Here is a 22,932-nt window from a genome sequence, read left to right on the forward strand (position 1 = left end):
ACTTGGGCGGGCACATGATACCGTTTCGCCAATCGGACGGACGATCCGGCAGAACGCGCCCACCAAGGGCGCGCGGCACAACAGGGGGTTACGGTTGACCGCTGCAACGGACAACGGGTTCGTGGTCTTTGACCGCGTCCAGAAAAGCTATGACGGCGAGACGCTCGTCGTCAAAGATCTCAACCTGTCGATCGGGAAGGGCGAGTTCCTGACGATGCTTGGGCCGTCGGGTTCGGGCAAGACCACCTGCCTGATGATGCTGGCGGGCTTCGAGACGGCCACGCATGGCGAGATCCTGCTCGACGGCAAGCCGATCAACAACATCCCGCCGCACAAGCGCGGGATCGGCATGGTGTTCCAGAACTACGCGCTGTTCCCGCACATGACGGTGGCCGAGAACCTGGCCTTCCCGCTGGAGGTGCGCAAGTTCGGCAAGTCCGAGCGCGAGGAGAAGGTCCAGCGCGCCCTTGAAATGGTGCAGATGGGCGCGTTCGGCGGGCGCCGCCCCGCGCAGCTTTCGGGCGGCCAGCAGCAGCGCATCGCGCTGGCCCGCGCGCTGGTCTTCGAGCCGGATCTGGTGCTGATGGACGAACCGCTGGGCGCGCTGGACAAGCAGTTGCGCGAGCACATGCAGTTCGAGATCACGCGGCTGGCGCATAATCTGGGGATCACCACGGTCTATGTCACCCATGACCAGACCGAGGCGCTGACCATGTCCGACCGGGTGGCGGTGTTCAACGATGGCCGCATCCAGCAACTGGATGCCCCGGACGTGCTGTATGAACAGCCCGTCAACAGCTTTGTCGCGCAGTTCATCGGCGAGAACAACACGCTGATGGGCACCGTCAAGGAGATCGAGAACGGCGTCGCGCTGGTCGAACTGGACGATGGCGAGGTGATCGACGCCAAGCCCGTGAACGTCAAGAAGCCGGGCGACCGCACGCTGGTCTCGATCCGGCCCGAACGGGTCGAGATCAACAAGGACCGGCTGTCGCCCAATGCCCATCTGATCCATGCCGAGGTGCTGGAATTCATCTATATGGGCGACATCTACCGCACCCGGCTGCGGGTGGCGGGCAACGAGGATTTCGTCATCAAGACCCGCAACGCCCCCGATCAGCGCCGCATGAAGCCGGGCGAGCATATCGAGATCGGCTGGCTGCCCGAGGATTGCCGCGCGCTGGACGCGCCCGCGTGACCGCTTCGGGTCCGCCGCGCCCGGGGCAGCGGATCCCTCGACCAGAACCCGGGAAACACAACTGGGAGACGACCATGACGATCAGAGGACTTCTTTCCGCAACCGCGCTGGTGGCGCTGCCCGTCGCGGCGATGGCGCAGGATCTGCCGCCCTGCGAGAACTGCGCCGACAGCATGACCGTTGTGTCCTGGGGCGGGGCCTATCAGACCAGCCAGATCAAGGCCTATGCCGAGCCCTATGCGGCGATGACCGGCACCACCTTCACCTGGGACGAAAGCTCGAACGAGGCGGTGGCCAAGCTGCGCGCCATGAACGAGGCGGGCAACATCACCTGGGATCTGGTCGATGTCGAAGGCCCCGACAGCCAGCGGCTGTGCGACGAGGGTCTGGCGATGGAGGTCGATATCGACGAGATCCTCGCCGCGGGCGACGACGGCTCGACCCCGCGCGAGGATTTCGGCGATTCGGCATTCAACGACTGCTACATCCCGCAGATCGTGTTCTCGACCACCTTCGGCTACCGCACCAATGTCGCCGAATGGGGCGGTCGCACGCCCGACAACCTGTGCGCGCTGTTCGACCTGGAGAACTTCCCCGGCAAGCGCAGCCTGGAACGGCGGCCGAAGAAGAACATCGAATGGGCGCTGCTGTGCGACGGTGTCGAGAAGGACGACCTTTACGACGTTCTCAGCACGCCGGAAGGCGTCGAACAGGCGCTGGCCAAGCTCGACACCATCAAGTCGGAGGTGATCTGGTGGTCGGCCGGTGCCGAGACGCCGCAGCGCCTTGCCGATGGCGAGGTGGTCATGGGCTCGACCTATAACGGGCGGCTGTTCAGCGTGATCGTGGAACAGAGCCAGCCGGTCGAGATGCTGTGGGACTGGCAGGTGTTCGATTTCGACGGCTGGATCATCCCCGAGGGGCTGCCCGAAGACCGGCTGAACCGGGTGCTGCATTTCCTGCATTTCGCGACCGACACCCAGCGGCTGGCCGATCAGGCCAAGTTCATCAGCTACGGCCCGGCGCGCGCCTCGTCGCAGCCGCTGGTCTCGACCCATGCCGATCTGGGCGTCGAGATGGCGCCGCACATGCCCACCAATCCCGAGAACCAGAAGAACTACCTGGTGAACAACATCGAATGGTGGGCCGACAACCAGGACGATGTCGAGGCCCGCTTCCAGGCGTGGCTGGCCCAGTAAGGGCCGGTTCGACCGCATGACCGGGCAGGGGGCCGCCAACCGGCCCCCTGCCATCTGACAAGGGGAATGGGGATGACCGAGGCCACCCGGACCGGCCAGATGCTGGCCGCCGACGGAACGCCGCTCAAGCGCAGCCTGCAACGCGCGCTGAGGGCGCAGAAATTGCGGGCGCTGATGCTGATCGCGCCGCTTCTGCTGTTCATAATGGTCACCTTCGTCGCGCCGATCGCGGACATGCTGTTCCGTTCGGTCGAGAACCAGATCGTGTCCGATACCCTGCCGCGCACCGCGCAGGCGATCCGCGACTGGGATCACAATTCCGGCGAGCCGCCCTCGGACGATGTGCTGGCCGCCTTCACCATCGACATGATCGCCGCGGTCGAGCGCAAGCAGCATACCCGCCTCGGCACGCGGCTGAACTATGAACAGAACGGGCTGTCCTCGCTGTTCCGCAAGACCGGCCGGGGCGTGGGCGATATCGGCGAGACCTATCGCGACCAGTTCGCCGCGCTCGATCCGGCCTGGACCGATCCGGGGACCTGGATCGCCCTGTTCGCCGATCCGTCCTGGCAGGCCGATCACGATGCCTGGGAGGCCGCCCGGACGGCGGCGCGCAGCGCCGGGCGTCCCTTTGCCGAGCCGGTTCCGCCCTTTCGCCTGAAGGACGGCATGGCCGGGGTGCTGCCCGAAACGGCGGACGCCTATCTCGATTTCGCCCGGGCCGTGCAGGGCAACCGCAACGGCGATCCGGCCGCCCGCGCGCCCTGGCCGCCGGTCTATCTGGCGCTGTATCGCGACCTGACCGCCGTGGGCGTGGGGCGCATCGCCACGCTGGACGAGGCGGCGCAGGCGCTGCTGGACCCGGCCCATTACGCCGTGCGCGGGTTCGAGCGCGCCGATCTGGCCGCGCTCTATGCCGGGATCGACCGTGCCTGGTCGCAGACCACGGTCTGGGCGACGATCCAGACCTTTTCGGCGCGCTACACGCCGGGTTATTTCCTGACCGCGGTGGATCTGAAACAGACGCCCGACGGCATCACCAGCCAGCCCGCCGACCAGAAGATCTATATCATGCTGTTCGAGCGCACGCTGGTGATGAGCCTTACCATCATGGGCGCCTGCGTGCTGCTGGGCTATCCGATCGCCTTCCTGCTGGCGAACCTGCCGATGCGCACCTCGAACCTGCTGCTGATCCTGGTGCTGTTGCCGTTCTGGACCTCGCTGCTGGTGCGGACCTCGGCCTGGAAGGTGCTGTTGCAGCAGCAGGGCGTCATCAACGACATCCTGGTGTGGATCGGGATCGTGGACAATGCGGGGCGGCTGATCCTCATCAACAACCAGACCGGCACCATCATCGCGATGACGCATATCCTGCTGCCCTTCATGATCCTGCCGCTCTATTCGGTGATGAAGACGATCCCGCCCTCTTACGTCCGCGCGGCGAAATCGCTGGGCGCGACCAATTGGACGGCCTTCTGGCGGGTCTATTTCCCGCAATCGGTGCCCGGCATCGGGGCGGGCTGCATCCTCGTCTTCATCCTGGCCATCGGCTACTACATCACGCCGGAACTGGTGGGCGGCACCTCGGGCACCTTCATCTCGAACCGGATCGCCTATCACATCTCCAGCTCGCTGAACTGGGGGCTGGCGGCGGCGCTGGGCACGATCCTTCTGGGCGTCGTGCTGGCGCTTTACTGGACCTATGACCGGCTTGTCGGCATCGACAAGGTGAACCTGGGGTAAGCGCATGTCACAGATGGATCTTCCCCCCTATGCCACGCCCGGGCAACGGCTCTGGCACTATACGTTCAAGCTGATCTGCGGGCTGATCTTCTTCTTCCTGATCGCGCCGATCCTGGTGATCATCCCGCTCAGCTTCAACGCGCTGGATTTCTTCACCTTCACGCCCGGCATGCTGGCCTTCGACCCCGAGGCCTATTCGCTCAAGCATTACCGCGACTTCTTCAACAGCCCCGACTGGCAGCAGGCGCTGGCGAACTCGATCCGCATCGCGCCCTCGGCCACGATCCTGTCGGTGGTGCTGGGCACGCTGGCGGCGGTGGGTCTCAGCCAGGACCATGTCCCGTTCCGGCGCACCATCATGGCAATCCTGATTTCGCCTATGATCGTGCCGCTGATCATCTCGGCGGCGGGGATGTATTTCTTCTATGCAAGGATCGGGCTTCAGGGCACCTATCTGGGCGTGGTGCTGGCCCATGCCGCGCTGGGCATCCCCTTCGTCATCATCACCGTGACGGCGACGCTGGTTGGCTTTGACCGCTCGCTGACGCGGGCTTCGGCCAGCCTTGGCGCGGGGCCCTTGCGCACCTTCTTCAAGGTGCAGATGCCGCTGATCCTGCCGGGCGTGATCTCGGGCGGGCTGTTCGCCTTCATCACCTCCTTCGACGAGGTGGTGGTGGTGCTGTTCGTGGGCTCGGCCAACCAGAAGACGCTGCCCTGGCAGATGTTCATCGGGCTGCGCGAACAGATCAGCCCGACGATCCTGGCGGTGGCGACCGTGCTGGTGGCGGTCTCGATCCTGCTGCTGACCGCGGTGGAATTGCTGCGCCGCCGGTCGGAGCGGTTGCGGGGGCTTTCGCCGGGCTGAGCACCGCCTTGCGCCACATCAATGCGGCCCGCGCCCGGGCTGGCCAGACTTGGGACGTGGTCAAAGCGGAGGATGCCATGAAACCCGTTCGCACGCTGGTGCTGATCGCCAACGAGAAGGAGGCGCGGCTTCTGGTCAATGAGGGACCGGGCAAGGGGCTCAAGGAACTCTCCGCCTTCGACAAGGCGACCGAGATCCGCTATTCCGAACGGCCCGGCCGCAGTCAGGCTGCGCCGGGGGCGGCGCGCCACGGATTCGAGCCCTCGACGCCGGAGCGGGAACAGAATCGCGAGTCCTTTGCCCGCGACGTGCTGGAAATTGCGGCGGCGGAATGGGCGAAGGGCGGCTATGACCGCTTCGCGATGAGCGCGCCGCCCGCAATGCTGGGCGCGCTGCGCGGACATATCGCCGCGGCGCTGGCGCAAGCCCTTGTTGTGGACCTCAACAAGGACCTGGTGGGGGTTGCGGCGGCCGACCTGCCGCGCCATTTCGGGGACGTGATCCTGTTCTGAGCCGGGGCATCGGCGCCCCGGCGCAACGCCCGGAGGCCCCGATGTCCGACACGCCCGATCCCAACCCGAACTGGAAACCCGCGCCCGAACCCGGCCCGCGGCCCGGCCCCTCCTCCCGCGGCTCGGCCGACGCCGGCCCGCGCGACAGCCGCGCGGTCTGGATCCGCGGTGCCTGGATGCTGGTGCTGCTGATCCTGTTCTCGGTCGCCCAGACCCTGCTGGTGGCGACCGCGCTTCTGCAATTCGGCTGGATGCTCTTCACCAGGCAGAAGAATCCCCACATCACCGAATTCGGCTCGCGGCTCGGCAACTGGATGGCGATCACCGCGCGCTATCTCGCCGTGGCGAGCGAGGAGAAACCCTTCCCCTGGACGGCCTGGAAGTAACGCCCCGGCTGGTTTCGGCGGCCGACATCTCCGCCAAAGACCCACCGGGCGCCCGCCCTCGATGGGCGGGCGCCCGGCCCCCCCCTTCAGGCTTCCATCGCTTCCAGTTCGTCGATCATCCCCTCGATCATCGACAGCCCCTTGTCCCAGAAGGCCGGGTCCGCCGCATCCAGCCCGAAGGGCGCCAGCAGCGCCTTGTGGTGCTTCGACCCGCCCGCCTTCAGCATGTCGAAATACCTGTCCTGGAAACCCGCGCCGCTTTCCTCGTAGACCGCGTAAAGCGCGTTCACCAACCCGTCGCCAAAGGCATAGGCATAGACATAGAAGGGCGAGTGGACGAAATGCGGGATATAGGCCCAGAAGGTCTCGTAGCCCGGCATGAACTCGAACACCGGGCCCAGGCTCTCGCCCTGCACGCTCATCCAGATTTCGTTGATGTCCTCGGGCGTCAACTCGCCCTGGCGGCGGGCGTCATGCAGCTTGCACTCGAAATCGTAGAACGCGATCTGGCGGACGACCGTGTTGATCATGTCCTCGACCTTGCCCGCCAGCAGCGTCTTGCGCTGCGCCGGGGTCTCGGCCGCCGCCAGCAGCTTGCGGAAGGTCAGCATCTCGCCGAACACGCTGGCCGTCTCGGCCAGGGTCAGCGGCGTCGAGGACAGCAATTCCCCCTGCTCCGCGGCCAGCACCTGATGCACGCCATGGCCCAACTCGTGGGCCAGCGTCATCACGTCCCGCGGCTTGCCCAGATAGTTCAGCATCACATAGGGGTGGACATCCGTCACCGTCGGATGCGCGAAGGCCCCCGGCGCCTTGCCCGGCTTCACGCCCGCGTCGATCCAGCCCCTGTCGAAGAACGGCGCGGCAAGCTCGGCCATCTTCGGCGAGAAATCGGCATAGGCGCCCATCACGGTTGCCTTCGCGGTTTCCCAATCCACCGTTTTCGGCTCCTCGATCGGCAGGGGCGCGTTGCGGTCCCAGACTTGCAGCTTGTCCAGCCCCAGCCATTTCGCCTTCAGCGCGTAATAGCGATGCGACAGCCGCGGATAGGCCGCGACCACGGCATTCCTGAGCGCCTCGACCACTTCGGGTTCCACGTCGTTCGACAGATGCCGCCCGGTCTGCGGGGTCGGCATCTTGCGCCAGCGATCCTCGACCTCCTTTTCCTTGGCCAGCGTGTTGTGGACGCGGGCAAAGAGCTTGACGTTCTGCTCGAACACCTCGGCCAGCGCATGCGCCGCCGCCTCGCGTTTCGCGCGGTCGGGATCGGTCATGAAGTTCAGCGTGCCCTCGATCCCGAAGGTCTCGCCGTCCACCTCGAATTCCAGGGCGGCGATGGTCTCGTCGAACAGCTTGTTCCAGGCCGAGGCGCCGACCACCGACTGGTCATGCAGGAACCGCTCCAGCTCGTCGGACAATTGATGGGGCCGCATCGCCCGCAGCCGGTCGAAGACGGCCTTGTAGCGGGCGAACCCGGCATCCGCCGCGAACAGCGCCTCCAGCACGCCGTCCTCGATGCGGTTGATCTCCAGCGAGAAGAACACCAGCGGCGTGGTGTAGCCGGTGATCCTGTCCTGGCAATCCGACAGGAACTTGGCGCGCGCCGCATCCACCGTGTTCTGGTAATAGCGCAGCCCCGCATAGGACATGATCCGCCCCGAGACGCGGTTGATCGCCTCGTAGCGCGCGATGCAGTCCAGCCAGCCGCCCGCATCCAGCCCCGCCAGCCTGCCCTCGTAATCGGCGGCGAAGCGGGCGCATTCGCCTTCCAGCCAGTCCATGTCGCGGGCGATCTCGGGCGCGTCGGGGGCGGCGTAAAGATCGGCCAGATCCCATTCGGGCAGCGCGCCAAGCCCCCCCGGACCCGTGGCATTGGCGTCGAAGACGGGGGCGGGCGGGATCATGCGCATCTGGGAACCTCTTTCATGTCGCGTTGACCCCAGACATAGGGCGCGGGGGCGGGGGGTATCAAGCGCGGGCAGGGCGGATCGGCCTTGCATCCGGTCGGTTTGGCTGGGAATCTGCCAAAGGGACAGGACAGGGGGACCGCCATGCAGACCATTCTCGTCACCGGCGCGGGCAGCGGCATCGGCCGCGCCACCGCCCGGGCCTTTCTGGATGCGGGCTGGCGCGTCGCGCTGGCGGGCCGCCGCGAGGCGCCGCTGGTCGAGACCGCGCAGGGCAATGCGCAGGCGCTGGTCCTGCCGATGGACGTGACCGATGCCGCGGCGGTCGAGGCGGGCTTTGCCCGGATCGCGTCCGAGTGGGGGCGGCTGGACGTGCTGTTCAACAATGCGGGCATCGGCCTGCCCTCGGCGCCCATCGACGAGATCGCGATCGACGACTGGCGGCGTCTGTCGGCGATCAATATCGACGGGATGTTCCTGTGCGCCCGCGCGGCCTTCGGCCTGATGCGGCGGCAGGATCCGCAGGGCGGGCGGATCATCAACAACGGCTCGATCTCGGCGCATGTGCCGCGCTGGGGCTCGGCGCCCTATACGGTGTCGAAACATGCCGTCACCGGGCTGACCCGCGCGCTCAGCCTGGACGGGCGGCGGTTCAACATCGCCTGCGGGCAGATCGACATCGGCAATGCGCTGACCGAGATGGTGCAGCAGATGACCCGGGGCGTGCCGCAGGCCAATGGCGAGATCGCGGTCGAGCCGGTGATGGATGTGGCCCATGTCGCGGCCTCGGTGCTGCACATGGCCGAACTGCCGCTGTCGGCGAATGTCCAGTTCATGACGGTGATGGCCACCGCCATGCCCTTCATCGGCCGGGGCTGAGGCGGGGCGCTTTCCGTTTGCCCGGCGGACGGGCCGGGGTTAGGCTGCCATCCATGCGACAGATCCGCCCGCTTCTGGCCCTTGGCCTTGCGCTCGGTCTTGTGCTTGCCTCGCTGGGCCTTGCGTCCGCGCGCGGCCAGCCCGGGCCTGTCGGAACGCTTGTGATCTGCACCGGCATGGGATTGCAGGCGATTGCCGTGGATGCCCAGGGCAACCCGGTCGGGCCGCCGCATATCTGTCCCGACGGGCTGGCCGCGCTGGCGGCCCTGATGCTGCCCGCCCTGGCGCCGCCTGCGCGACCCCTGCAACCCGGCGCGACGCGTCTGCCTCTGGTCGCTGCCATGGCGGAGGGGCGCGACAGCCCGCAACCGCGATCGCGTGGTCCGCCCGCTGCTGTGGCCTGACCCGAACGCGCCGAGAAATGCAACCGAAAGAACGGAGGGACAGATGTCCCCGAAAACCTTCCTGCTTGCAGGCGCCCTGGTGCTTGCGCCTGTCCTGCCCGCACTGGCAGACAATATCGAGATACACGATCCCTATGCCCGCGCGTCCACGATGATGTCGCAATCGGGCGCGGCCTTCATGGTGCTGGTCAATACCGGCGCCGAGGAGGACCGGCTGGTCTCCGCCACCTCGGACGTGGCCGAGCGGGTCGAATTGCACACCCACGAGGCCGACGCCAATGGCGTGATGCGCATGGTCGAGGTCGAGGAGGGGTTTGCGATCCCCGCGGGCGGCAGCCATGCGTTGAAACGCGGTGCCGACCATGTGATGTTCCTGGGCCTCACCCGGCCGCTGGCGCAGGGCGACAGTGTCACCGTGACCCTGACCTTCGAGAAGGCGGGCGAGATGGTGGTCGAGATCCCGGTCGATATGACCCGCGGCAGTCCCGCAGCCCCGCCCAAGGGCCACTCGCACTGAAAGGCTGCCGAAACGGGCAATCCGGCATTGCCGGGGGGAACTGTTCACGGGTGCTGAGGGCCGCGCCCGAGCCTGGGAGGGCGCCTCAAGACGCCGGTTCAGCGCGCCACGCTTGAAAGCACCACTGTCGCCCGTGCGATCCACGACATCGCCGATGCGCCCTCCCGGGGGGAGGGTCGGGCGCGGCCCGGGTGTCAGCCCGGGCCAGACCTGTTTCCGGCGCGGTGGGGAACGGTTCAGCCACCCGGTGCAGGAAGGCTCTCGACGAAGGACCGTTCCGGCAGCCCACTGATCGCCGCGCCGCGGTCTGGCCCCGGTCCGGCCCCGGTCTGGCCCCGTGCTCAGGCGACCTTTTCCAGATGCCCCGCGGGCAGCACGCCCAGCGCGTGGCAGATGTCGCGCGTCAGATGCGGCTTGTTGAGCGTGTAGAAGTGGAAATCCTGCACGCCCCCCTCCATCAGTTCGGTGCACAGCTCGGTCGCCAGCGCCTTGCCCAGCAGATCCTCGCGCCCGTCGCGGATCGCCTTGTCGAACGCCTCGTCCACCCAGGCGGGGATCTTGGTGCCGCAGCGTTCGGCAAAGCGGCGCACGCCGGCCCATTTCTCGATCGGCAGGATGCCGGGAATGATCTTCGTGCCGTCGATGCCCGCCGCGTCGCATTCCTCGCGGAAGCGGAAGAAGGTTTCGGCCTCGAAGAAGAACTGGGTGATCGCCGAATCCGCCCCCGCCTCGAACTTGCGCTTGAGCCATTGCACGTCATGCCCGGCACCGCGCGATTCGGGATGCGGCTCGGGATAGGCGCCGACGCGGATGGTAAAGGCCGCGCGCGCCGCCAGCGCCTCGATCAGGTCGCAGGAATTGGCAAAGCCCTCGGGATGCGGCGCGAAGACCCCCTGTCCCTGCGGCGGGTCGCCCCGCAGCGCCACGATCTCGGTCACCCCGGCCCTGGCATAGGCGTCGGCAATCTCCAGCGTCTCGGCCCGGGTGGCATCCACACAGGTCAGATGCGCGGCGACGTTCACGCCATAGCGGTTGTGGATCGTCTCGACCGCCTCATGGGTCAGCTTGCGCGTGGTTCCGCCCGCGCCATAGGTCACCGACACGAATTGCGGCTTCAGGGGCGCCAGCGCCTGCACCGTCTCCCAGAGCTGGAAACTCGCCTCCAGCGATTTCGGCGGAAAGAACTCGAAGGACACACGGGGGGCGGACATGGCACTTGCTCCGGCTGGATTCGGCTTCGCACGCTTGTCGCACGCGGCAGGTTGTGAAACAAACTCATAGTTCTCAAGATCAATATGAGTGTCGCGACAATATGCACCTCGAACTTCGCCACCTGCGCACGATCAAGGCCATCCATGATGCGGGCGGGCTGGCGCGCGCGGCCGAGCGGCTGAACATCACCCAGTCGGCGCTGTCGCATCAGGTCAAGGGGCTGGAAGACCAGGTCGGGATGGAGCTTTTCGTGCGCCGCACGAAACCGCTGCGGCTGTCCTCGGCGGGGATCCGGCTGTTGCGCGTGGCCGAAAGGGTGCTGCCCGAGATTGCCGCGCTCCAGGCCGAGTTCCAGGGGCTGCGGTCGGGCCGGTCGGGGCGGCTGCATATCACGCTGGAATGCCATGCCTGCTATGACTGGCTGTTGCCGGTGCTCGAATCCTTCCGCAAGGCCTGGCCCGAGGTCGATGTCGATATCCGCCCCGGCCTGTCCTTCGACGCGCTGCCCGCGCTGGCCCGCGAAGAGGTCGATCTGGTGATCTCCTCCGATCCCGAGGATCACGCCAGCCTGACCTTCGCGCCGCTCTTCGATTACGAACCCGTCTTCGTCTGTGCCGCCACCCATCCGCTGGCCGCGAAACCCTGTGTCGAGGCCGAGGATTTCCGCGACCAGACGCTCATCACCTATCCGGTGGACCGCGCCCGGCTCGACATCTTCACCGGGTTGCTGGGACCCGCCCGGGTGGAACCGCTGGCAGTACGGCCGGTGGAACTGACGGCCGTCATCCTGATGCTGGTGGCCTCGGGGCGCGGGGTGACGGTGCTGCCCGACTGGGTGATGCGCGATGCGCGCGGCCTGGCCGATCTGGCGATCCGCCGGGTGACCGAACCGGGCCTGACCAAACGCATCCATGCCGCCACCCGGACCGAGGACGCGGCGCGGCCCTATATCGCCCATTTCATCCGGCTCGCCCGCAGCGAACCGGTCAAGCTGCAACGCGCCAGCCCCTGACCCCGCGCCCCGTGTTTCTTCTTGGCCCAAATACCCCGGGGGGAGTCCGCAAGGACGGGGGGCAGCGCCCCCCTGCGCCGGTGGGGTTCTCAGGCCCCGATCCGGATCGTCTCGGCCTCGGTGACGATCACATCCAGATTCTGGTCGGTCGGCTCGACCGGGACATGCGCCACCTCCTGCGCGGCATAGGCAAAGCCCACCGCCAGGACCGGCCCGTCCGCGCGCAGCCGCGCCAGCGTGCGGTCATAGAAGCCCCCGCCATAGCCCAGCCGCGCGCCGCTCCGGTCGAAGGCCAGCAGCGGCACGATCAGCAGTTCGGGGCGCATCTCCTGCCCCTCGACCGGCACCGCCGCGCCGAAGGGACCGGGCCGCATCGCGCAGCCCGGCGTCCAGCGGTGAAAGACCAGCGCCGCGCCCCTGGCCACGATCACCGGCACGCCCACCGGCCCAAGCGCGGCCAGCGCCGCCATCGCGGGCAGCGGGTCGATCTCGTCGCGCATCGGCATGTAGCCGGAGGCGGGGCGGCCCAGTTCCGGGGCCAGCACGTTCAGCAGGCGCGCCACCGCCATCGCGCCGCGCGCCGCGTCATGCGCCGCCGCCCGCCGCGCCAGCGCCTCGGCCCGCAGCGCCGCCTTCCGGTCCTTCACAAGAGCACCATCGTCGCGATGCCGAGGAACACGAAGAAGCCCACGATATCGGTCACGGTGGTGACGAAGGGGCCCGATGCCAGTGCCGGGTCGACCTTCAGCCGCTCCAGCAGGATCGGGATCACGATGCCGCCGACCGCCGCGGCCATCAATGTCACCACCATTGCAAGCGCAATGACCACGCCGATCATCGGCTTGCCGAACCAGATCACCGCCACCACCCCCATGATCACCGCGAAGGCAAAGCCGTTGAGCAGGCCCGCCAGCGCCTCGCGCCGGATCACGCGCCACATGTTCGAGGCCGTCAGGTTCTTGGTGGCCAATGCCCGCACCGCCACGGTCAGCGACTGGGTGCCCGCGTTGCCGCCCATCGAGGCCACGATGGGCATCAGCACCGCCAGCGCCACGATCTGCGCGATCACCTCCTCGAACTGTGCGATCACGACCGAGGCGAGGATCGCCGTCACCACATTGACCACCAGCCACGGGAACCGACCCCGGGCGATGTCGAGCACGTTGTCGGTCAGGCTTTCCTCGCCGACACCGGCCAAACGCAGGATGTCTTCCTCGTGCTCTTCGTCGAGCACGTTCATCGCGTCGTCGATGGTGATGACACCCACCAGCCGCCCGCCCTCGTCCACCACCGGGGCCGAGATCAGGTGATACTGGTTGAAGGCATAGGCCACCTCGGATTCGGGCTGGGTGACGGGGATGGTGCGGAAACTGTCCTCCAGCAGCGCGGTCAGCCTGACCGACCGCTTGGAGGCCAACAGCTTGCCCAGCGTCACATAGCCCACCGGCCGGATGCCCGGATCGACCACGATCACATGGTAGAACTGGTCTGGCAGCGACTTCTTGTGGGCGCGCAGATGGTCGATGGTCTCGCCCACGGTCCAGTGTTCGGGGGCGCGCACCACCTCGCGCTGCATCAACCGGCCCGCGGAATAGTCCGGATAGCCCAGCGCCTGCTCGACCGCGACCCGGTCGGCCACCTCCAGCGCGTCGAGGATCGCCTCCTGCTGGGGCTGCTCCAGATCCTCGATCAGATCGACAACATCGTCCGATTCAAGGTCGCGCACCGCTTCGGCTAGGACATCGGGCGGCAGGAAGGCGATCACCTCCTCGCGCAGGCCCTCGGCCAGTTCGGACAGCACCTCGCCATCGAACTGACGCCCGCCCATCAACAGGATCTCGCGCCGCCTTCCGCTGTCCACCTGTTCCAGAAGGTCGGCGATGTCGGCCGGGTGCAACTGCTCCAGCAACGCGGCCAGCCGCGCGGAATCGCCCGCCGCCACCGCCAGCATGATCGCCGACACGGTGCGGCTGTCGAGCGCGTAGCCCTCTTCCTCCGGAACGGTCTTGTCGATGATGTCGTCGTCCATGCCTTGCCCTGCCCGATCCGTTGCCCGCACCATAGCCAAACCGGTCGCCCTGCAACAGGGTGCGATGCGGGATTTACGCCATCCCCGCACACCCATAGGGTTTGCGCAGGCGCAGGGTGCGGGGGGGCTTCGGGTGGAACTGATCCTTGGACAGGTGCTGCATTTCGCGGCCGACCCCTTCGCCGAAGGGCCGGCGGCCGCGCTTGTCGAAACGCGCGGGGGCGTGCTGGTCGACGGCACCCGGATCGCGGCGATCGGCCCGGCCGCGGCGCTGCGCGCGGCCCATCCCGCTGCGCGGGTCACCGACATGGGATCGGCGCTGCTGTCGGCCGGGTTCGTCGATGCCCATGCCCATTATCCCCAGACCGGCATCATCGCGAGCTGGGGCAAGCGGCTGATCGACTGGCTGAACAGCTACACCTTCCCCGAGGAAATGCGTTTTGGCGATCCCGCCCATGCCGCCGCGGTCGCGGCGCGCTATCTGGACCTTGTGCTGGCCCATGGCACCACGACGGTCGCCAGCTTCTGCACCAGCCATCCCGAAAGCGTCGATGCCCTGTTCGCGGCGGCCGAGGCGCGGGGGATGCGGATCGCGGCGGGCAAGACCTGCATGGACCGCAACGCGCCGCCCGGCCTGTGCGACACCGCCGAACGCGCGCATGACGAAAGCGCGGCGCTGATCGCGCGCTGGCATGGGCGGGGGCGACTGGTCTATGCGATCACGCCGCGCTTCGCGCCGACCTCGACGCCCGAGCAACTGGACGCGCTGGGCACGCTCTGGGCCGACCATCCGACCTGCCTGATGCAGACCCATCTGAGCGAACAGACCGAGGAACTGGACTGGGTGCGCGCGCTCTACCCCGAGGCGCGGGATTATCTGGATGTCTACGAACGCGCGGGGCTGCTGGGGCCGGGCGCGCTGTTCGGCCATTGCATCCACCTGACCGGGCGCGAGCGGATGCGCCTGCGCGAGGCGGGCGCGGCGCTGATCCATTGCCCGACCTCGAATGCCTTCATCGGCTCGGGGCTGTTCGACATGGCCGGGCTGATCGCCGAGGGCCAGCGCGTGGGGCTGGCCACCGATACCGGCGGGGGCTCGTCCTTCTCGATGCTGCGCACCATGGCCGCGGCCTACGAGATCGGCCAGTTGCGCGGCCGCGCGCTGCATCCGGCGGAACTGTGGTGGCTGGCCACCGCCGGGGGGGCGCGGGCGATGGGAATGGCCGAGCGGATCGGAAACCTGGCGCCGGGGATGGAGGCCGACCTGATCGCGCTCGACCTGGCCTCGACCCCGGCAATCGCCCAGCGCAGCGCCCGGGCAGGGACGTTCTGGGAGGCGGTCTTTCCGACCATAATGATGGGCGACGACCGCGCCATCGCCGGGGTCTGGGTGAACGGGCAGCGCCAGCGCCCCGCCGAAGCGCCGCGCGGCTAGTCCGGGGCGCGCGACAGGATCGCCAGCGCCTCGGCATGGACCGCACGGTTGGCCGCCGCCAGCACACGCCCACCCTGATGCGCCGACCCGCCGCGCCAGTCGGTCACGATGCCGCCCGCCGCCTCGATCACCGCGATGGGGGCCTGGACGTCATAGGCCTGCAAGCCCGCCTCCACCACAAGGTCGATCTGGCCCAGCGCGACCAGCGCATAGGCATAGCAATCCAGCCCGTAGCGCGTCAGCCGCACCTGCCCGGCAAGCGCGGCAAAGGCGCGGGCCTCTTCGGGGCTGCCGATCTCGGGGAAGGTGGTGAACAGCGACGCCTCGGCCAGCGGGCGCGGCGCGCGCGTTTGCAGCGGGTGACGCCCCGTGCGCGCCTGCAATTCGGCCAGGCCCAGCCCGCCGAGGAAACGCTCGCCGATATAGGGCTGGTCGATCAGGCCGAAGAACGGCCCGCTCTCGTCCGCCACCGCGATCAGAACCCCCCAGGTGGGCGTGCCGCACATGAAGCTGCGCGTGCCGTCCACCGGGTCCAGCACCCAGGTCAGCCCGCTGCTGCCCGCGACCCCGGCAAGTTCCTCGCCCAGGATCGCGTCATCCGGCCGCCGTTCGGCCAGAACCGCGCGCATCGCCGCCTCGGCCTCGCGGTCGGCCAGCGTGACCGGGTCGAACCCGGCACCGGCCTTGTTCTCGACCCCCAGCGCCGCAGCGCGGAAACGGGCAAGCGTCGCCGCACGCGCAGCATCCGCCAGCGCATGCGCGGTGGCGATCAGCTCGTCGGAGTCGAAACGGGGCATTCTGCCTCCTGGCTGGCCTGCGGAATGCGGGGCGCACCTCGCCCCTGGCCCGGGCGGTATCCGCCCGGCCGGGTTCCGTCAAGCGCGCGCGTCAGGCGACGTCGCTCAGCACCCGCGCCAGTTCGAACAACCGGCGCCGCTGGTTTTCCGGGATCGCATAGTAGGAGCGCACCAGTTCCAGCGCCTCCTTGTCTGACAGGATGTCGTCGGGCATGCCTTGCCCGTCGGCCTCTGCCATCCTGCCATCCAGCCCTTCGAAGAAGAAACTGACCGCCACGTCGAGCGCATCGGCGATGTCCCACAGCCGGGACGCGCTGACGCGGTTCATGCCGGTCTCGTATTTCTGGATCTGCTGGAACTTGATGCCGACCTTTTCCGCCAGCTGCTGCTGGGTCATGCCGACCATCCAGCGCCGATGTCGTATGCGTTTGCCAACATGTACGTCTACGGGGTGTTTCATAAGCGAACTCCTCTAACACCCGAATATAAAGCAAGTTGCGTGCCAAACTGACCAATAAAGCAACCAATGCGTGTAGTTTTGCATCAAGATGCTGTCGAAGAAAGAAATTTATTTTCGCGAAGGGTGCCGGGAGGGGCCTATTTCTGGTTAAGTAGGCTAAGTCATGCTCGCGCAAGGGTTGCGGGCCGCGAGAATCCGCCGATTGCTTTGCGTTTTGCAATGCGTATTGGCCGCACGCGGTTTGCAAACTGCGAAGGATCGGCCGCTGGCACCCGCTCGTCGCCGCCGTTACCGTCCGTCGGGAATCAGCCGCGAGAGGAGACAGACATCATGCGCGCCTTCCGGATCGCCGAGTTCGGCGCCCCCCCGCAGTTCGACAGCATCGCGATGCCCGACCCCGGGCCGGGCGCGGTCCGTGTGCGGATCGCGGCCTGCGGCCTGAACTTCGCCGATCTGCTGATGATCGAGGGGCGCTATCAGGAACGCCCGCCCCTGCCCGTGACGCTGGGCATGGAGCTTGCAGGCACCGTCGAGGCGCTGGGCGCGGGCGTCGATCCGGGGCTTCTGGGCCGTCGCGTCGCGGTCTTCGCCGGATCGGGCGGGCTGGCCGAGGCGGGCTGCTTCCCGGCCGCGCGCTGCGTCCCGCTGCCCGAGGGCATGACCTTCGAGGCGGCGGCGGCGTTCCAGGTCGCCTATGGCACCAGCCATGTCGCGCTGGACCACAAGGCGCGGCTGGCCCCGGGCGAAACGCTTCTGGTGCTGGGCGCGGCGGGCGGCGTGGGGCTGACCGCGGTCGAGATCGGCAAGCGGATGGGCGCCCGCGTGATCGCCTGCGCCCGCGGGTCCGAGCGGCTGGAGGTGGCCCGCGCGGCGGGCGCCGATCACCTGATCGACAGCGATGCGGGCGGTCTGCGCGAGGCGGTCAAGGCGCTGGGCGGTGCCGATGTGGTCTATGACCCGGTTGGCGGCGACCTGTTCACCGAGGCGATGCGGGCCTGCAAGCCCGAGGCGCGGATCCTGGTGATCGGCTTTGCCTCGGGCGACGTGCCGCAGATCAAGGCCAATCACCTGATGGTCAAGAACCTGACGGTGATCGGCCTTTACTGGGGCGGTTACCTGGCCTTCCGTCCCGAGGTGCTGACCGACAGCCTGACGACGCTGTTCCGCTGGCATTCCGAGGGCGGGCTGAGCCCGCATGTCAGCCATGTCCTGCCGCTCGACCGCGCGGACGAGGCGCTGGCATTGTTGCGTGAACGCAAGGCGACGGGCAAGGTCGTGGTGACGATGGGCTGAACCGGCCCGCGCCCGACCCGGTGCAGGGGGGTGCCGCCCCCCGTGACGCGGTTCAGGTGGTTTGATGCCGGGGCGAAAGGATGGCACGCCTTTTCAGTGGGTTGTGATGGGGCTGGGTCGCAAGGTTTGATGCCGCTGGGCGGGATCGGGGCCGGGGACGGGGCGAACGCGCAATCTTGCAGTAGAAAAAGCCAATGAAAGCAATGGGGTCTTGCAGGGATCATGCGCAAAAACGCGCATGACGCACGATCTATTGCCAGTCACCAAGCCACGGGTTGTCAGCGAAGTCCTGGGCCAGCCGATCCTCAACGCGCCGTGGCGTCGGGGGCGCGCAGGTCCTCCTGCATGATCAGCGCCTGGGCGGCGGCCAGGTCCACAGGAAGTGCCTCCATCTTCAAGCGAAGCTCGTGGACGGCTCGATGAAGGACCGGCCGGAACGGCCGCATATCGAGGAACACCGCGAGCGCGCGGTCCACCTCCTGGCTGCGGGCCGGCTCCTGCCGAAGAAGGGTGAAGCGCACGAGCGCGACCGATGCGGCCCTGTCCTGCAACTCCCCCCAGACTTGAGGCGTTGCCGATCCCGGCCCCTTATCGCCCGCCTCAAGCATCTTGACGAAGCGCTGCGGCACCCGCCCACGCGAGCGCCACGACGATATCGTGCTCTGGTCGATACCGGGCACCCGAGCGCCGCGCCGGCAAGAGCGCCCTTCCCGCCTGGTGGCAGAAGCCTCGGCCCGGCCGACAATGCCGGACAATGCCGGGCGGTGCCAGGCCATCCGGGATAGCCCCCGGACCTCGACCCTCTTCCGGTATCAAACCCCTTGTAACCCCCTGTCAGAACCACCCGTAACGACACACAGGCCGACCCGCCGGGGGCGCTGCCCCCGGACCCCCGGGGTATTTCGGCCAAGAAGAAACACCAGGAAGAAGCGCGGGGCCAAGGAGCCGGGCGGGTGGCATCCCGCCGCCGACGGCCCGCGCAGGGACAGGGGATCACTTGATGTAGTGGTCGATCACCCGGGCGAAGACAGCGGGCAATTGCTCGACCGTATAGCCCCTGGGGTTCTGCATCACCGCCAGCGCGATCAGCCCGCCCGAGATCAGCACCATGATCGCCCCCGCCCGGGGCGCGTGGCCATGGGCGAAGGCCGACAGCAATGCGGGCACCGCCAGCAGGCCGACGATGCTGCCGATCACCAGATAGAGATCCGCCTGCATGGCGCTGCTCCGGTCTGATTGCGCTGCGCCGATTATTCCGGTTCGACGTTGAAGATCAACCGTTCCTCGCAGGGGGCGACGCGCAGGATGTTGGTCGAGCCGGGGATGTTGAAGGGCAGGCCCGCGATCACGATGATCCGGTCCTCGCCATCGCCATAGCCGCCCGCGCGGGCTGCGCGCGCGGCGCTGACCACCGCCATCTTGAAGCGTTCGACCTTGTCGTTGAAGAAGCAGTTGATGCCCCAGGACAGGCAGAGCCTGCGCGCCGTGGCGGCATAGGGTGTCAGCGCCAGGATCGGCACGCGCGGGCGTTCGCGCGCGGTCTTGAGCGCGGTGGTGCCGCTTTCGGTGAAGCAGCAGATCGCCTTGATGTCGGTGGTCTCGGCGATCTCGCGCGCGGCGGCCACGATCCCGTCGGCCACGGTCGTCCGGCTGGCCTGGCGGCTCGATTCGATGATGGTGCGATAGGTCGGGTCGCTTTCGACCTCGACCGCCACGTTGTTCATCGTGGTCACCGCCTCGATCGGGTACTGGCCCGCCGCGGATTCCGCCGACAGCATCACCGCATCCGCGCCTTCATAGATCGCGGTGGCGACGTCCGAGACCTCGGCCCGGGTGGGCATCGGGCTTTCGATCATGCTTTCCAGCATCTGGGTGGCGACGATCACGGGCTTGGCCGCCGTGCGACAGGCGCGCACCAGCCGCTTCTGGATCGGGGGGACGTTCTGGACGGGGATCTCCACCCCCAGATCGCCGCGCGCCACCATGATCCCGTCCGACACGGCCAGGATCTCGTCGAAGCATTTCACCGCGGCGGGCTTCTCGATCTTGGACAGGATCGCGGCGCGCTCGCCGATGATGGCACGCGCCTCGGTCACGTCCTCGGGGCGCTGCACGAAACTCAGCGCGATCCAGTCGACACCGAGTTCCAGCACGAAGGCCAGGTCGCGCCGGTCCTTGTCGGACAGGGCGGCCAGCGGCAGCACCACATCGGGCACGTTCACGCCCTTGCGGTTCGAGATCGTGCCGCCCACGATCACCTCGCAATCCGCGAAATCGGGACCGCATGCCCTGACCCGCAGCCGGATCTTGCCGTCATTGACCAGCAGCGTCGCGCCCGGTTCCAGCGCGGCGAAGATCTCGGGATGGGGCAGTTGCACCCGATGCGCCTCGCCCGGGGTGGGGTCGAGATCGAGCCGGAAATCCTGTCCGTCCTCCAGTTCCGCCGCGCCATTGGCAAAGACCCCGCAGCGCAGTTTCGGTCCCTGAAGATCGGCCAGGATCGCGATGGGCCGTCCGGTATCCTGTTCGATCTGGCGGATGATCGCGTGGCGGCGCGCGATTTCCTCATGCGCGCCATGGCTCATGTTCAGGCGGAACACATCGGCGCCCGCCTCGAACAGGTTGCGGATCATGTCGTAATCGTCGGAGGCCGGACCCAGCGTGGCCACGACCTTGAGGTTGCGTAGACGTCTCATCCTGCCCCATCGTTTGGCTGAAGCCCGGCGCGGGTGTATGCCCCGGTACACACACTCTCTAGGGCAAAACCCGGCCCGGTGACAACTGGTGCTTCTGCCGCGGCTGTCCTATAGGTTTGTCACCGTGAAAGATGACACGCACATGACCTTTCGGCCGTTCGAGACGATCGAGGCGGGGCGCATGTCCCGCTGGCTGGTGACCTGCGACCATGCCACCAATATCGTGCCGCCCTCGGTGAACGGGGGCGATCTGGGGATCGCGGCGGCGGACATGGCCCGGCACATCGCCTGGGATCCGGGCGCGGCGGGCGTGGCGCGGCATCTGGCCGAAATGCTGGGGGCACCTTACGTCGCAAGCCGCTTCTCGCGGCTGGTGATCGACCCGAACCGGGGCGAGGACGATCCGACGCTGGTGATGCGGCTTTACGACGGCACCGTGATCCCGGCGAACCGCGCCGTGGACGAGGCCGAGACCCAGCGGCGCCTGGCGGCGTTCTGGCGGCCCTATGATGCGGAACTGGCGCGTCTGGCGCGGCGTCCGGGCACGGTCTTCGTTTCGATCCACAGCTTCACGCCGCGCCTTGCCGGGCGCGATCCGCGGCCCTGGCAGATCGGCATCCTGCATGCCGCCGACGACCGGCTGGCGCGGCCCCTGATCGACCGGCTGCGGCGCGAGCCCGATCTGTGCGTGGGCGAGAACGAGCCCTATGGCGGCCATCTGCCGGGCGATGCGATCGACCGGCACGCCATCGCCAACGGGTTGCCCAATGTGCTGATCGAACTGCGCAACGACGTGATCGCGACCGAGGCCGACCAGATCGGCTGGGCCGAGCGGCTGGCGCCGATCCTGACCGGGGTGCTGGCCGAAACCGGGCTTTGACAGGAGGAGGACCAACCATGGACGACGCCACCCGCACCGAGATCGAGGCCGCCGCTTTCCGCAGGCTGCGCCGGCACCTGATGGAGGATCGGCCCGATGTGCAGAATATCGACCTGATGAATCTTGCGGGCTTCTGCCGCAACTGCCTGTCGCGCTGGGTGCAGGAGGCCGCCGCCGAGCGTGGCATCGCGATGTCCCAGGCCGAGGCGCGCGCCGATTTCTACGGCATGCCCTATGACGACTGGAAGGCCGCGCACCGGACCGAGGCAAGCCCCGAGAAACAGGACGCCTTCGACAGGGCCTTTGCCCAGAATGTCGGCCCGCGCGACTGATCCGGGCTGACCTGCATCAAGGCATGCCATCCCGGTTCTGCCAGACTGGCCGCGCCTGACCCGGAGCCTGCCCATGCGTCCCGCCGAGCAATTGTCGCAATTCGTGGCCGAGGCGCTGGCCGCCGGGCGCAGCCGCGCCGAGATTGCCGCGGCCCTGCGTGCGGCCGGCTGGACCGAGACCGAGACCGCCGAGGCGCTGGGCGCCTGGGCAGAGGGCGATTTCCTGCCCCCGGTGCCGCGCCCGCGCCCCTATCTTTCGGCGCGCGAGGCCTTCGTCTACGGGTTGATGTTCCTCGCGCTTGCCATGACCACCTGGCATGTCACCGCGCTGGGTTTCCGGCTGATCGACCGCTGGATTCCGTCGCTGACCGATCCTGCGACCTATTCTTCGGCCGATGCGATCCGCTGGTCGATCGCCTCGCTCGTGGTGTTCTTCCCGCTCTTTCTCATCCTCAACGAACGCACCGCCCGGGCAGCGCGGCGGAACCAGGGGCTGCGGCGCTCGGCGGCGCGGCGCTGGTTCGGGCATCTGACGCTGTTCCTGGCCACGCTGGCGCTGCTGGGCGACCTGATCGCGGTCATCTACGCGGCGCTGGGCGGCGACCTGACGCTGCGCTTCCTTGCCAAGGCGGGGCTGGTCGCGGTGACGGCGGGCATCGTGCTGGCCTATTTCCGCGGCGAGATGGCGGAGCCCGACGATGCGGCCTGAGACGCTTGCCCGCACGCTGCTGGCCATCCTTGTCGTGGGGCTGGTGGGGCTTGGCCTGCTGGCCACGGGCGGGCCGGGCAAGGGGCGGATGGAAAAGCGTGACGTCACCCGGCTGACCGATCTGCAGGCGCTGGCCGATCTCGCCTATTGTCTGGCCGGGACCGGGGACCTGCCCGAAACCCTCGCGCCAAGCGATGCCTGCCCGCGCGAGATCCGCCCGGCCGATCCCTTTACCGGCGCGCCCTATCGCTACGAAAGGCTTGCCGGGGGCGCGTTCCGGCTGTGCGCGGATTTCGAGGATGCCGAGTGGCTGCGCAGCACCCGCCGCAGCGATCTCGATCCTGCAACGGGCTGTCTGGTCTTTCCTCCGCGGCCCTGAAAACGGCCCCGGGCCGCCCCCTTCCGCAATGCGGATTTCGCGATAGACTGACCCCGACTCGGCCCGAACGCGCCGCCCCGACCGCAAG

General features: G+C 67.8%; 24 protein-coding genes and 1 pseudogene. 16 read left to right on the forward strand and 9 right to left on the reverse strand.

Annotated features, from left to right (window positions below):
- The first annotated feature begins 94 nt into the window (after positions 1–94).
- The 6 genes and pseudogenes from EV216_RS09180 to EV216_RS09205 all read left to right on the forward strand — a co-directional run bounded on the left by EV216_RS09180 (position 95) and on the right by EV216_RS09205 (position 5,903).
- The gene (locus tag EV216_RS09180; RefSeq protein WP_243642029.1) at positions 95–1,198 is read left to right on the forward strand and encodes an ABC transporter ATP-binding protein; all 1,104 of its coding nucleotides are present in this window, start codon (positions 95–97) and stop codon (positions 1,196–1,198) included.
- Positions 1,199–1,272: 74 nt separating this feature from the next.
- On the forward strand, positions 1,273–2,397 hold the full coding sequence (locus tag EV216_RS09185; RefSeq protein WP_132694823.1) for an extracellular solute-binding protein: 1,125 nt from the start codon (positions 1,273–1,275) through the stop codon (positions 2,395–2,397).
- A gap of 72 nt (positions 2,398–2,469) precedes the next feature.
- Positions 2,470–4,140, forward strand: a complete 1,671-nt coding sequence (locus EV216_RS09190) for an ABC transporter permease (RefSeq protein ID WP_132694824.1) — start codon at positions 2,470–2,472, stop codon at positions 4,138–4,140.
- A 10-nt stretch (positions 4,141–4,150) separates the two neighbouring features.
- A pseudogene (locus tag EV216_RS09195) lies at positions 4,151–5,005 on the forward strand (ABC transporter permease); the annotation flags it as partial.
- 77 nt (positions 5,006–5,082) lie between these two features.
- Complete coding sequence (locus EV216_RS09200) at positions 5,083–5,517, forward strand: host attachment protein (protein WP_132694827.1); 435 nt, start codon at positions 5,083–5,085, stop codon at positions 5,515–5,517.
- 41 nt (positions 5,518–5,558) lie between these two features.
- On the forward strand, positions 5,559–5,903 hold the full coding sequence (locus EV216_RS09205; RefSeq protein WP_132694829.1) for a DUF4389 domain-containing protein: 345 nt from the start codon (positions 5,559–5,561) through the stop codon (positions 5,901–5,903).
- Positions 5,904–5,989: 86 nt separating this feature from the next.
- Here EV216_RS09205 and EV216_RS09210 read toward each other — a convergent pair whose 3' ends face one another.
- Positions 5,990–7,813, reverse strand: coding sequence for a M3 family oligoendopeptidase (locus tag EV216_RS09210; RefSeq protein WP_132694831.1), 1,824 nt, complete (start codon positions 7,811–7,813; stop codon positions 5,990–5,992).
- A gap of 141 nt (positions 7,814–7,954) precedes the next feature.
- On the opposite strand from EV216_RS09210, the gene EV216_RS09215 reads away from it, so the two are divergent.
- From EV216_RS09215 to EV216_RS09225, 3 genes are read left to right on the forward strand one after another with little or no spacing between them, the layout of a single operon-like run.
- Positions 7,955–8,689, forward strand: coding sequence for an SDR family oxidoreductase (locus EV216_RS09215; protein WP_132694833.1), 735 nt, complete (start codon positions 7,955–7,957; stop codon positions 8,687–8,689).
- A 53-nt stretch (positions 8,690–8,742) separates the two neighbouring features.
- A complete protein-coding gene (locus EV216_RS09220; protein ID WP_132694835.1) occupies positions 8,743–9,093 on the forward strand; it encodes a hypothetical protein in 351 nt (116 codons plus the stop codon).
- Between the two features lie 43 nt (positions 9,094–9,136).
- The gene (locus EV216_RS09225; RefSeq protein WP_132694837.1) at positions 9,137–9,610 is read left to right on the forward strand and encodes a copper chaperone PCu(A)C; all 474 of its coding nucleotides are present in this window, start codon (positions 9,137–9,139) and stop codon (positions 9,608–9,610) included.
- Positions 9,611–9,951: 341 nt separating this feature from the next.
- Here EV216_RS09225 and metF read toward each other — a convergent pair whose 3' ends face one another.
- Positions 9,952–10,821, reverse strand: coding sequence for a methylenetetrahydrofolate reductase [NAD(P)H] (gene metF, locus EV216_RS09230; protein WP_132694839.1), 870 nt, complete (start codon positions 10,819–10,821; stop codon positions 9,952–9,954).
- A 101-nt stretch (positions 10,822–10,922) separates the two neighbouring features.
- Here metF and EV216_RS09235 point away from each other — a divergent pair, with 101 nt between their 5' ends.
- Positions 10,923–11,834 carry a LysR family transcriptional regulator gene (locus tag EV216_RS09235; RefSeq protein WP_132694840.1) on the forward strand — a complete coding sequence of 304 codons (912 nt, stop codon included), beginning with the start codon at positions 10,923–10,925 and terminating at the stop codon, positions 11,832–11,834.
- Positions 11,835–11,923: 89 nt separating this feature from the next.
- Here the strand turns inward: EV216_RS09235 and EV216_RS09240 are convergent, their stop codons facing one another.
- Together EV216_RS09240 and mgtE are read right to left on the reverse strand one after the other, a co-directional pair.
- The gene (locus EV216_RS09240; protein WP_132694842.1) at positions 11,924–12,481 is read right to left on the reverse strand and encodes a 5-formyltetrahydrofolate cyclo-ligase; all 558 of its coding nucleotides are present in this window, start codon (positions 12,479–12,481) and stop codon (positions 11,924–11,926) included.
- Complete coding sequence (gene mgtE / locus EV216_RS09245; protein WP_132694844.1) at positions 12,478–13,863, reverse strand: magnesium transporter; 1,386 nt, start codon at positions 13,861–13,863, stop codon at positions 12,478–12,480. The genes EV216_RS09240 and mgtE overlap by 4 nt, the downstream gene beginning before the upstream one ends.
- A 133-nt stretch (positions 13,864–13,996) precedes the next feature.
- Between mgtE and guaD the strand changes: the two genes are divergently transcribed.
- Complete coding sequence (gene guaD, locus EV216_RS09250) at positions 13,997–15,298, forward strand: guanine deaminase (protein WP_243642030.1); 1,302 nt, start codon at positions 13,997–13,999, stop codon at positions 15,296–15,298.
- On the opposite strand, the gene EV216_RS09255 is transcribed toward guaD, so the two are convergent.
- Entirely contained in the window at positions 15,295–16,095 is an 801-nt protein-coding gene (locus EV216_RS09255; RefSeq protein ID WP_132694847.1) for an inositol monophosphatase family protein, read from the reverse strand. The genes guaD and EV216_RS09255 overlap by 4 nt on opposite strands.
- Before the next feature lie 91 nt (positions 16,096–16,186).
- Positions 16,187–16,555 (reverse strand): helix-turn-helix domain-containing protein, encoded by a 369-nt coding sequence (locus EV216_RS09260; protein WP_132694848.1) that lies wholly within the window; start codon positions 16,553–16,555, stop codon positions 16,187–16,189.
- 330 nt (positions 16,556–16,885) lie between these two features.
- On the opposite strand from EV216_RS09260, the gene EV216_RS09265 reads away from it, so the two are divergent.
- Positions 16,886–17,848 (forward strand): NADPH:quinone oxidoreductase family protein, encoded by a 963-nt coding sequence (locus EV216_RS09265; RefSeq protein ID WP_132694850.1) that lies wholly within the window; start codon positions 16,886–16,888, stop codon positions 17,846–17,848.
- A 305-nt stretch (positions 17,849–18,153) separates the two neighbouring features.
- Here EV216_RS09265 and EV216_RS09270 read toward each other — a convergent pair whose 3' ends face one another.
- The 3 genes from EV216_RS09270 to pyk form a co-directional block, all read right to left on the reverse strand.
- Positions 18,154–18,528: a hypothetical protein gene (locus EV216_RS09270; RefSeq protein WP_132694852.1), complete on the reverse strand. Its 375-nt coding sequence runs from the start codon at positions 18,526–18,528 to the stop codon at positions 18,154–18,156.
- A gap of 313 nt (positions 18,529–18,841) precedes the next feature.
- The gene (locus tag EV216_RS09275; RefSeq protein WP_132694854.1) at positions 18,842–19,066 is read right to left on the reverse strand and encodes a hypothetical protein; all 225 of its coding nucleotides are present in this window, start codon (positions 19,064–19,066) and stop codon (positions 18,842–18,844) included.
- 32 nt (positions 19,067–19,098) lie between these two features.
- On the reverse strand, positions 19,099–20,544 hold the full coding sequence (gene pyk / locus EV216_RS09280) for a pyruvate kinase (RefSeq protein WP_132694856.1): 1,446 nt from the start codon (positions 20,542–20,544) through the stop codon (positions 19,099–19,101).
- 142 nt (positions 20,545–20,686) lie between these two features.
- On the opposite strand from pyk, the gene EV216_RS09285 reads away from it, so the two are divergent.
- From EV216_RS09285 to EV216_RS09300, 4 genes are all read left to right on the forward strand, one after another.
- Positions 20,687–21,424, forward strand: a complete 738-nt coding sequence (locus tag EV216_RS09285; RefSeq protein ID WP_132694907.1) for an N-formylglutamate amidohydrolase — start codon at positions 20,687–20,689, stop codon at positions 21,422–21,424.
- Positions 21,425–21,441: 17 nt separating this feature from the next.
- Positions 21,442–21,756 (forward strand): DUF1244 domain-containing protein, encoded by a 315-nt coding sequence (locus tag EV216_RS09290; RefSeq protein ID WP_132694857.1) that lies wholly within the window; start codon positions 21,442–21,444, stop codon positions 21,754–21,756.
- A 73-nt stretch (positions 21,757–21,829) separates the two neighbouring features.
- Positions 21,830–22,465 (forward strand): DUF5671 domain-containing protein, encoded by a 636-nt coding sequence (locus EV216_RS09295; protein ID WP_132694859.1) that lies wholly within the window; start codon positions 21,830–21,832, stop codon positions 22,463–22,465.
- Entirely contained in the window at positions 22,455–22,844 is a 390-nt protein-coding gene (locus tag EV216_RS09300; protein WP_132694861.1) for a hypothetical protein, read from the forward strand. Before EV216_RS09295 ends, EV216_RS09300 begins: the two co-directional genes overlap by 11 nt.
- Positions 22,845–22,932 lie beyond the last annotated feature (88 nt).

The sequence above is a fragment of the Rhodovulum steppense genome, from assembly GCF_004339675.1.
In the GTDB taxonomy this organism is placed as follows: domain Bacteria; phylum Pseudomonadota; class Alphaproteobacteria; order Rhodobacterales; family Rhodobacteraceae; genus Rhodovulum; species Rhodovulum steppense.

Coding starts and splice junctions, on each gene's coding strand:
- EV216_RS09185 (WP_132694823.1), top strand. CDS start 1,273: ATGACGATCAGAGGACTTCTTTCCGCAACCGCGCTGGTGGCGCTGCCC.
- EV216_RS09190 (WP_132694824.1), top strand. CDS start 2,470: ATGACCGAGGCCACCCGGACCGGCCAGATGCTGGCCGCCGACGGAACG.
- EV216_RS09200 (WP_132694827.1), top strand. CDS start 5,083: ATGAAACCCGTTCGCACGCTGGTGCTGATCGCCAACGAGAAGGAGGCG.
- EV216_RS09205 (WP_132694829.1), top strand. CDS start 5,559: ATGTCCGACACGCCCGATCCCAACCCGAACTGGAAACCCGCGCCCGAA.
- EV216_RS09210 (WP_132694831.1), bottom strand. CDS start 7,813: ATGCGCATGATCCCGCCCGCCCCCGTCTTCGACGCCAATGCCACGGGT.
- EV216_RS09215 (WP_132694833.1), top strand. CDS start 7,955: ATGCAGACCATTCTCGTCACCGGCGCGGGCAGCGGCATCGGCCGCGCC.
- EV216_RS09220 (WP_132694835.1), top strand. CDS start 8,743: ATGCGACAGATCCGCCCGCTTCTGGCCCTTGGCCTTGCGCTCGGTCTT.
- EV216_RS09225 (WP_132694837.1), top strand. CDS start 9,137: ATGTCCCCGAAAACCTTCCTGCTTGCAGGCGCCCTGGTGCTTGCGCCT.
- metF (WP_132694839.1), bottom strand. CDS start 10,821: ATGTCCGCCCCCCGTGTGTCCTTCGAGTTCTTTCCGCCGAAATCGCTG.
- EV216_RS09235 (WP_132694840.1), top strand. CDS start 10,923: ATGCACCTCGAACTTCGCCACCTGCGCACGATCAAGGCCATCCATGAT.
- mgtE (WP_132694844.1), bottom strand. CDS start 13,863: ATGGACGACGACATCATCGACAAGACCGTTCCGGAGGAAGAGGGCTAC.
- EV216_RS09255 (WP_132694847.1), bottom strand. CDS start 16,095: ATGCCCCGTTTCGACTCCGACGAGCTGATCGCCACCGCGCATGCGCTG.
- EV216_RS09260 (WP_132694848.1), bottom strand. CDS start 16,555: ATGAAACACCCCGTAGACGTACATGTTGGCAAACGCATACGACATCGG.
- EV216_RS09265 (WP_132694850.1), top strand. CDS start 16,886: ATGCGCGCCTTCCGGATCGCCGAGTTCGGCGCCCCCCCGCAGTTCGAC.
- EV216_RS09275 (WP_132694854.1), bottom strand. CDS start 19,066: ATGCAGGCGGATCTCTATCTGGTGATCGGCAGCATCGTCGGCCTGCTG.
- pyk (WP_132694856.1), bottom strand. CDS start 20,544: ATGAGACGTCTACGCAACCTCAAGGTCGTGGCCACGCTGGGTCCGGCC.
- EV216_RS09285 (WP_132694907.1), top strand. CDS start 20,687: ATGACCTTTCGGCCGTTCGAGACGATCGAGGCGGGGCGCATGTCCCGC.
- EV216_RS09290 (WP_132694857.1), top strand. CDS start 21,442: ATGGACGACGCCACCCGCACCGAGATCGAGGCCGCCGCTTTCCGCAGG.
- EV216_RS09295 (WP_132694859.1), top strand. CDS start 21,830: ATGCGTCCCGCCGAGCAATTGTCGCAATTCGTGGCCGAGGCGCTGGCC.
- EV216_RS09300 (WP_132694861.1), top strand. CDS start 22,455: ATGCGGCCTGAGACGCTTGCCCGCACGCTGCTGGCCATCCTTGTCGTG.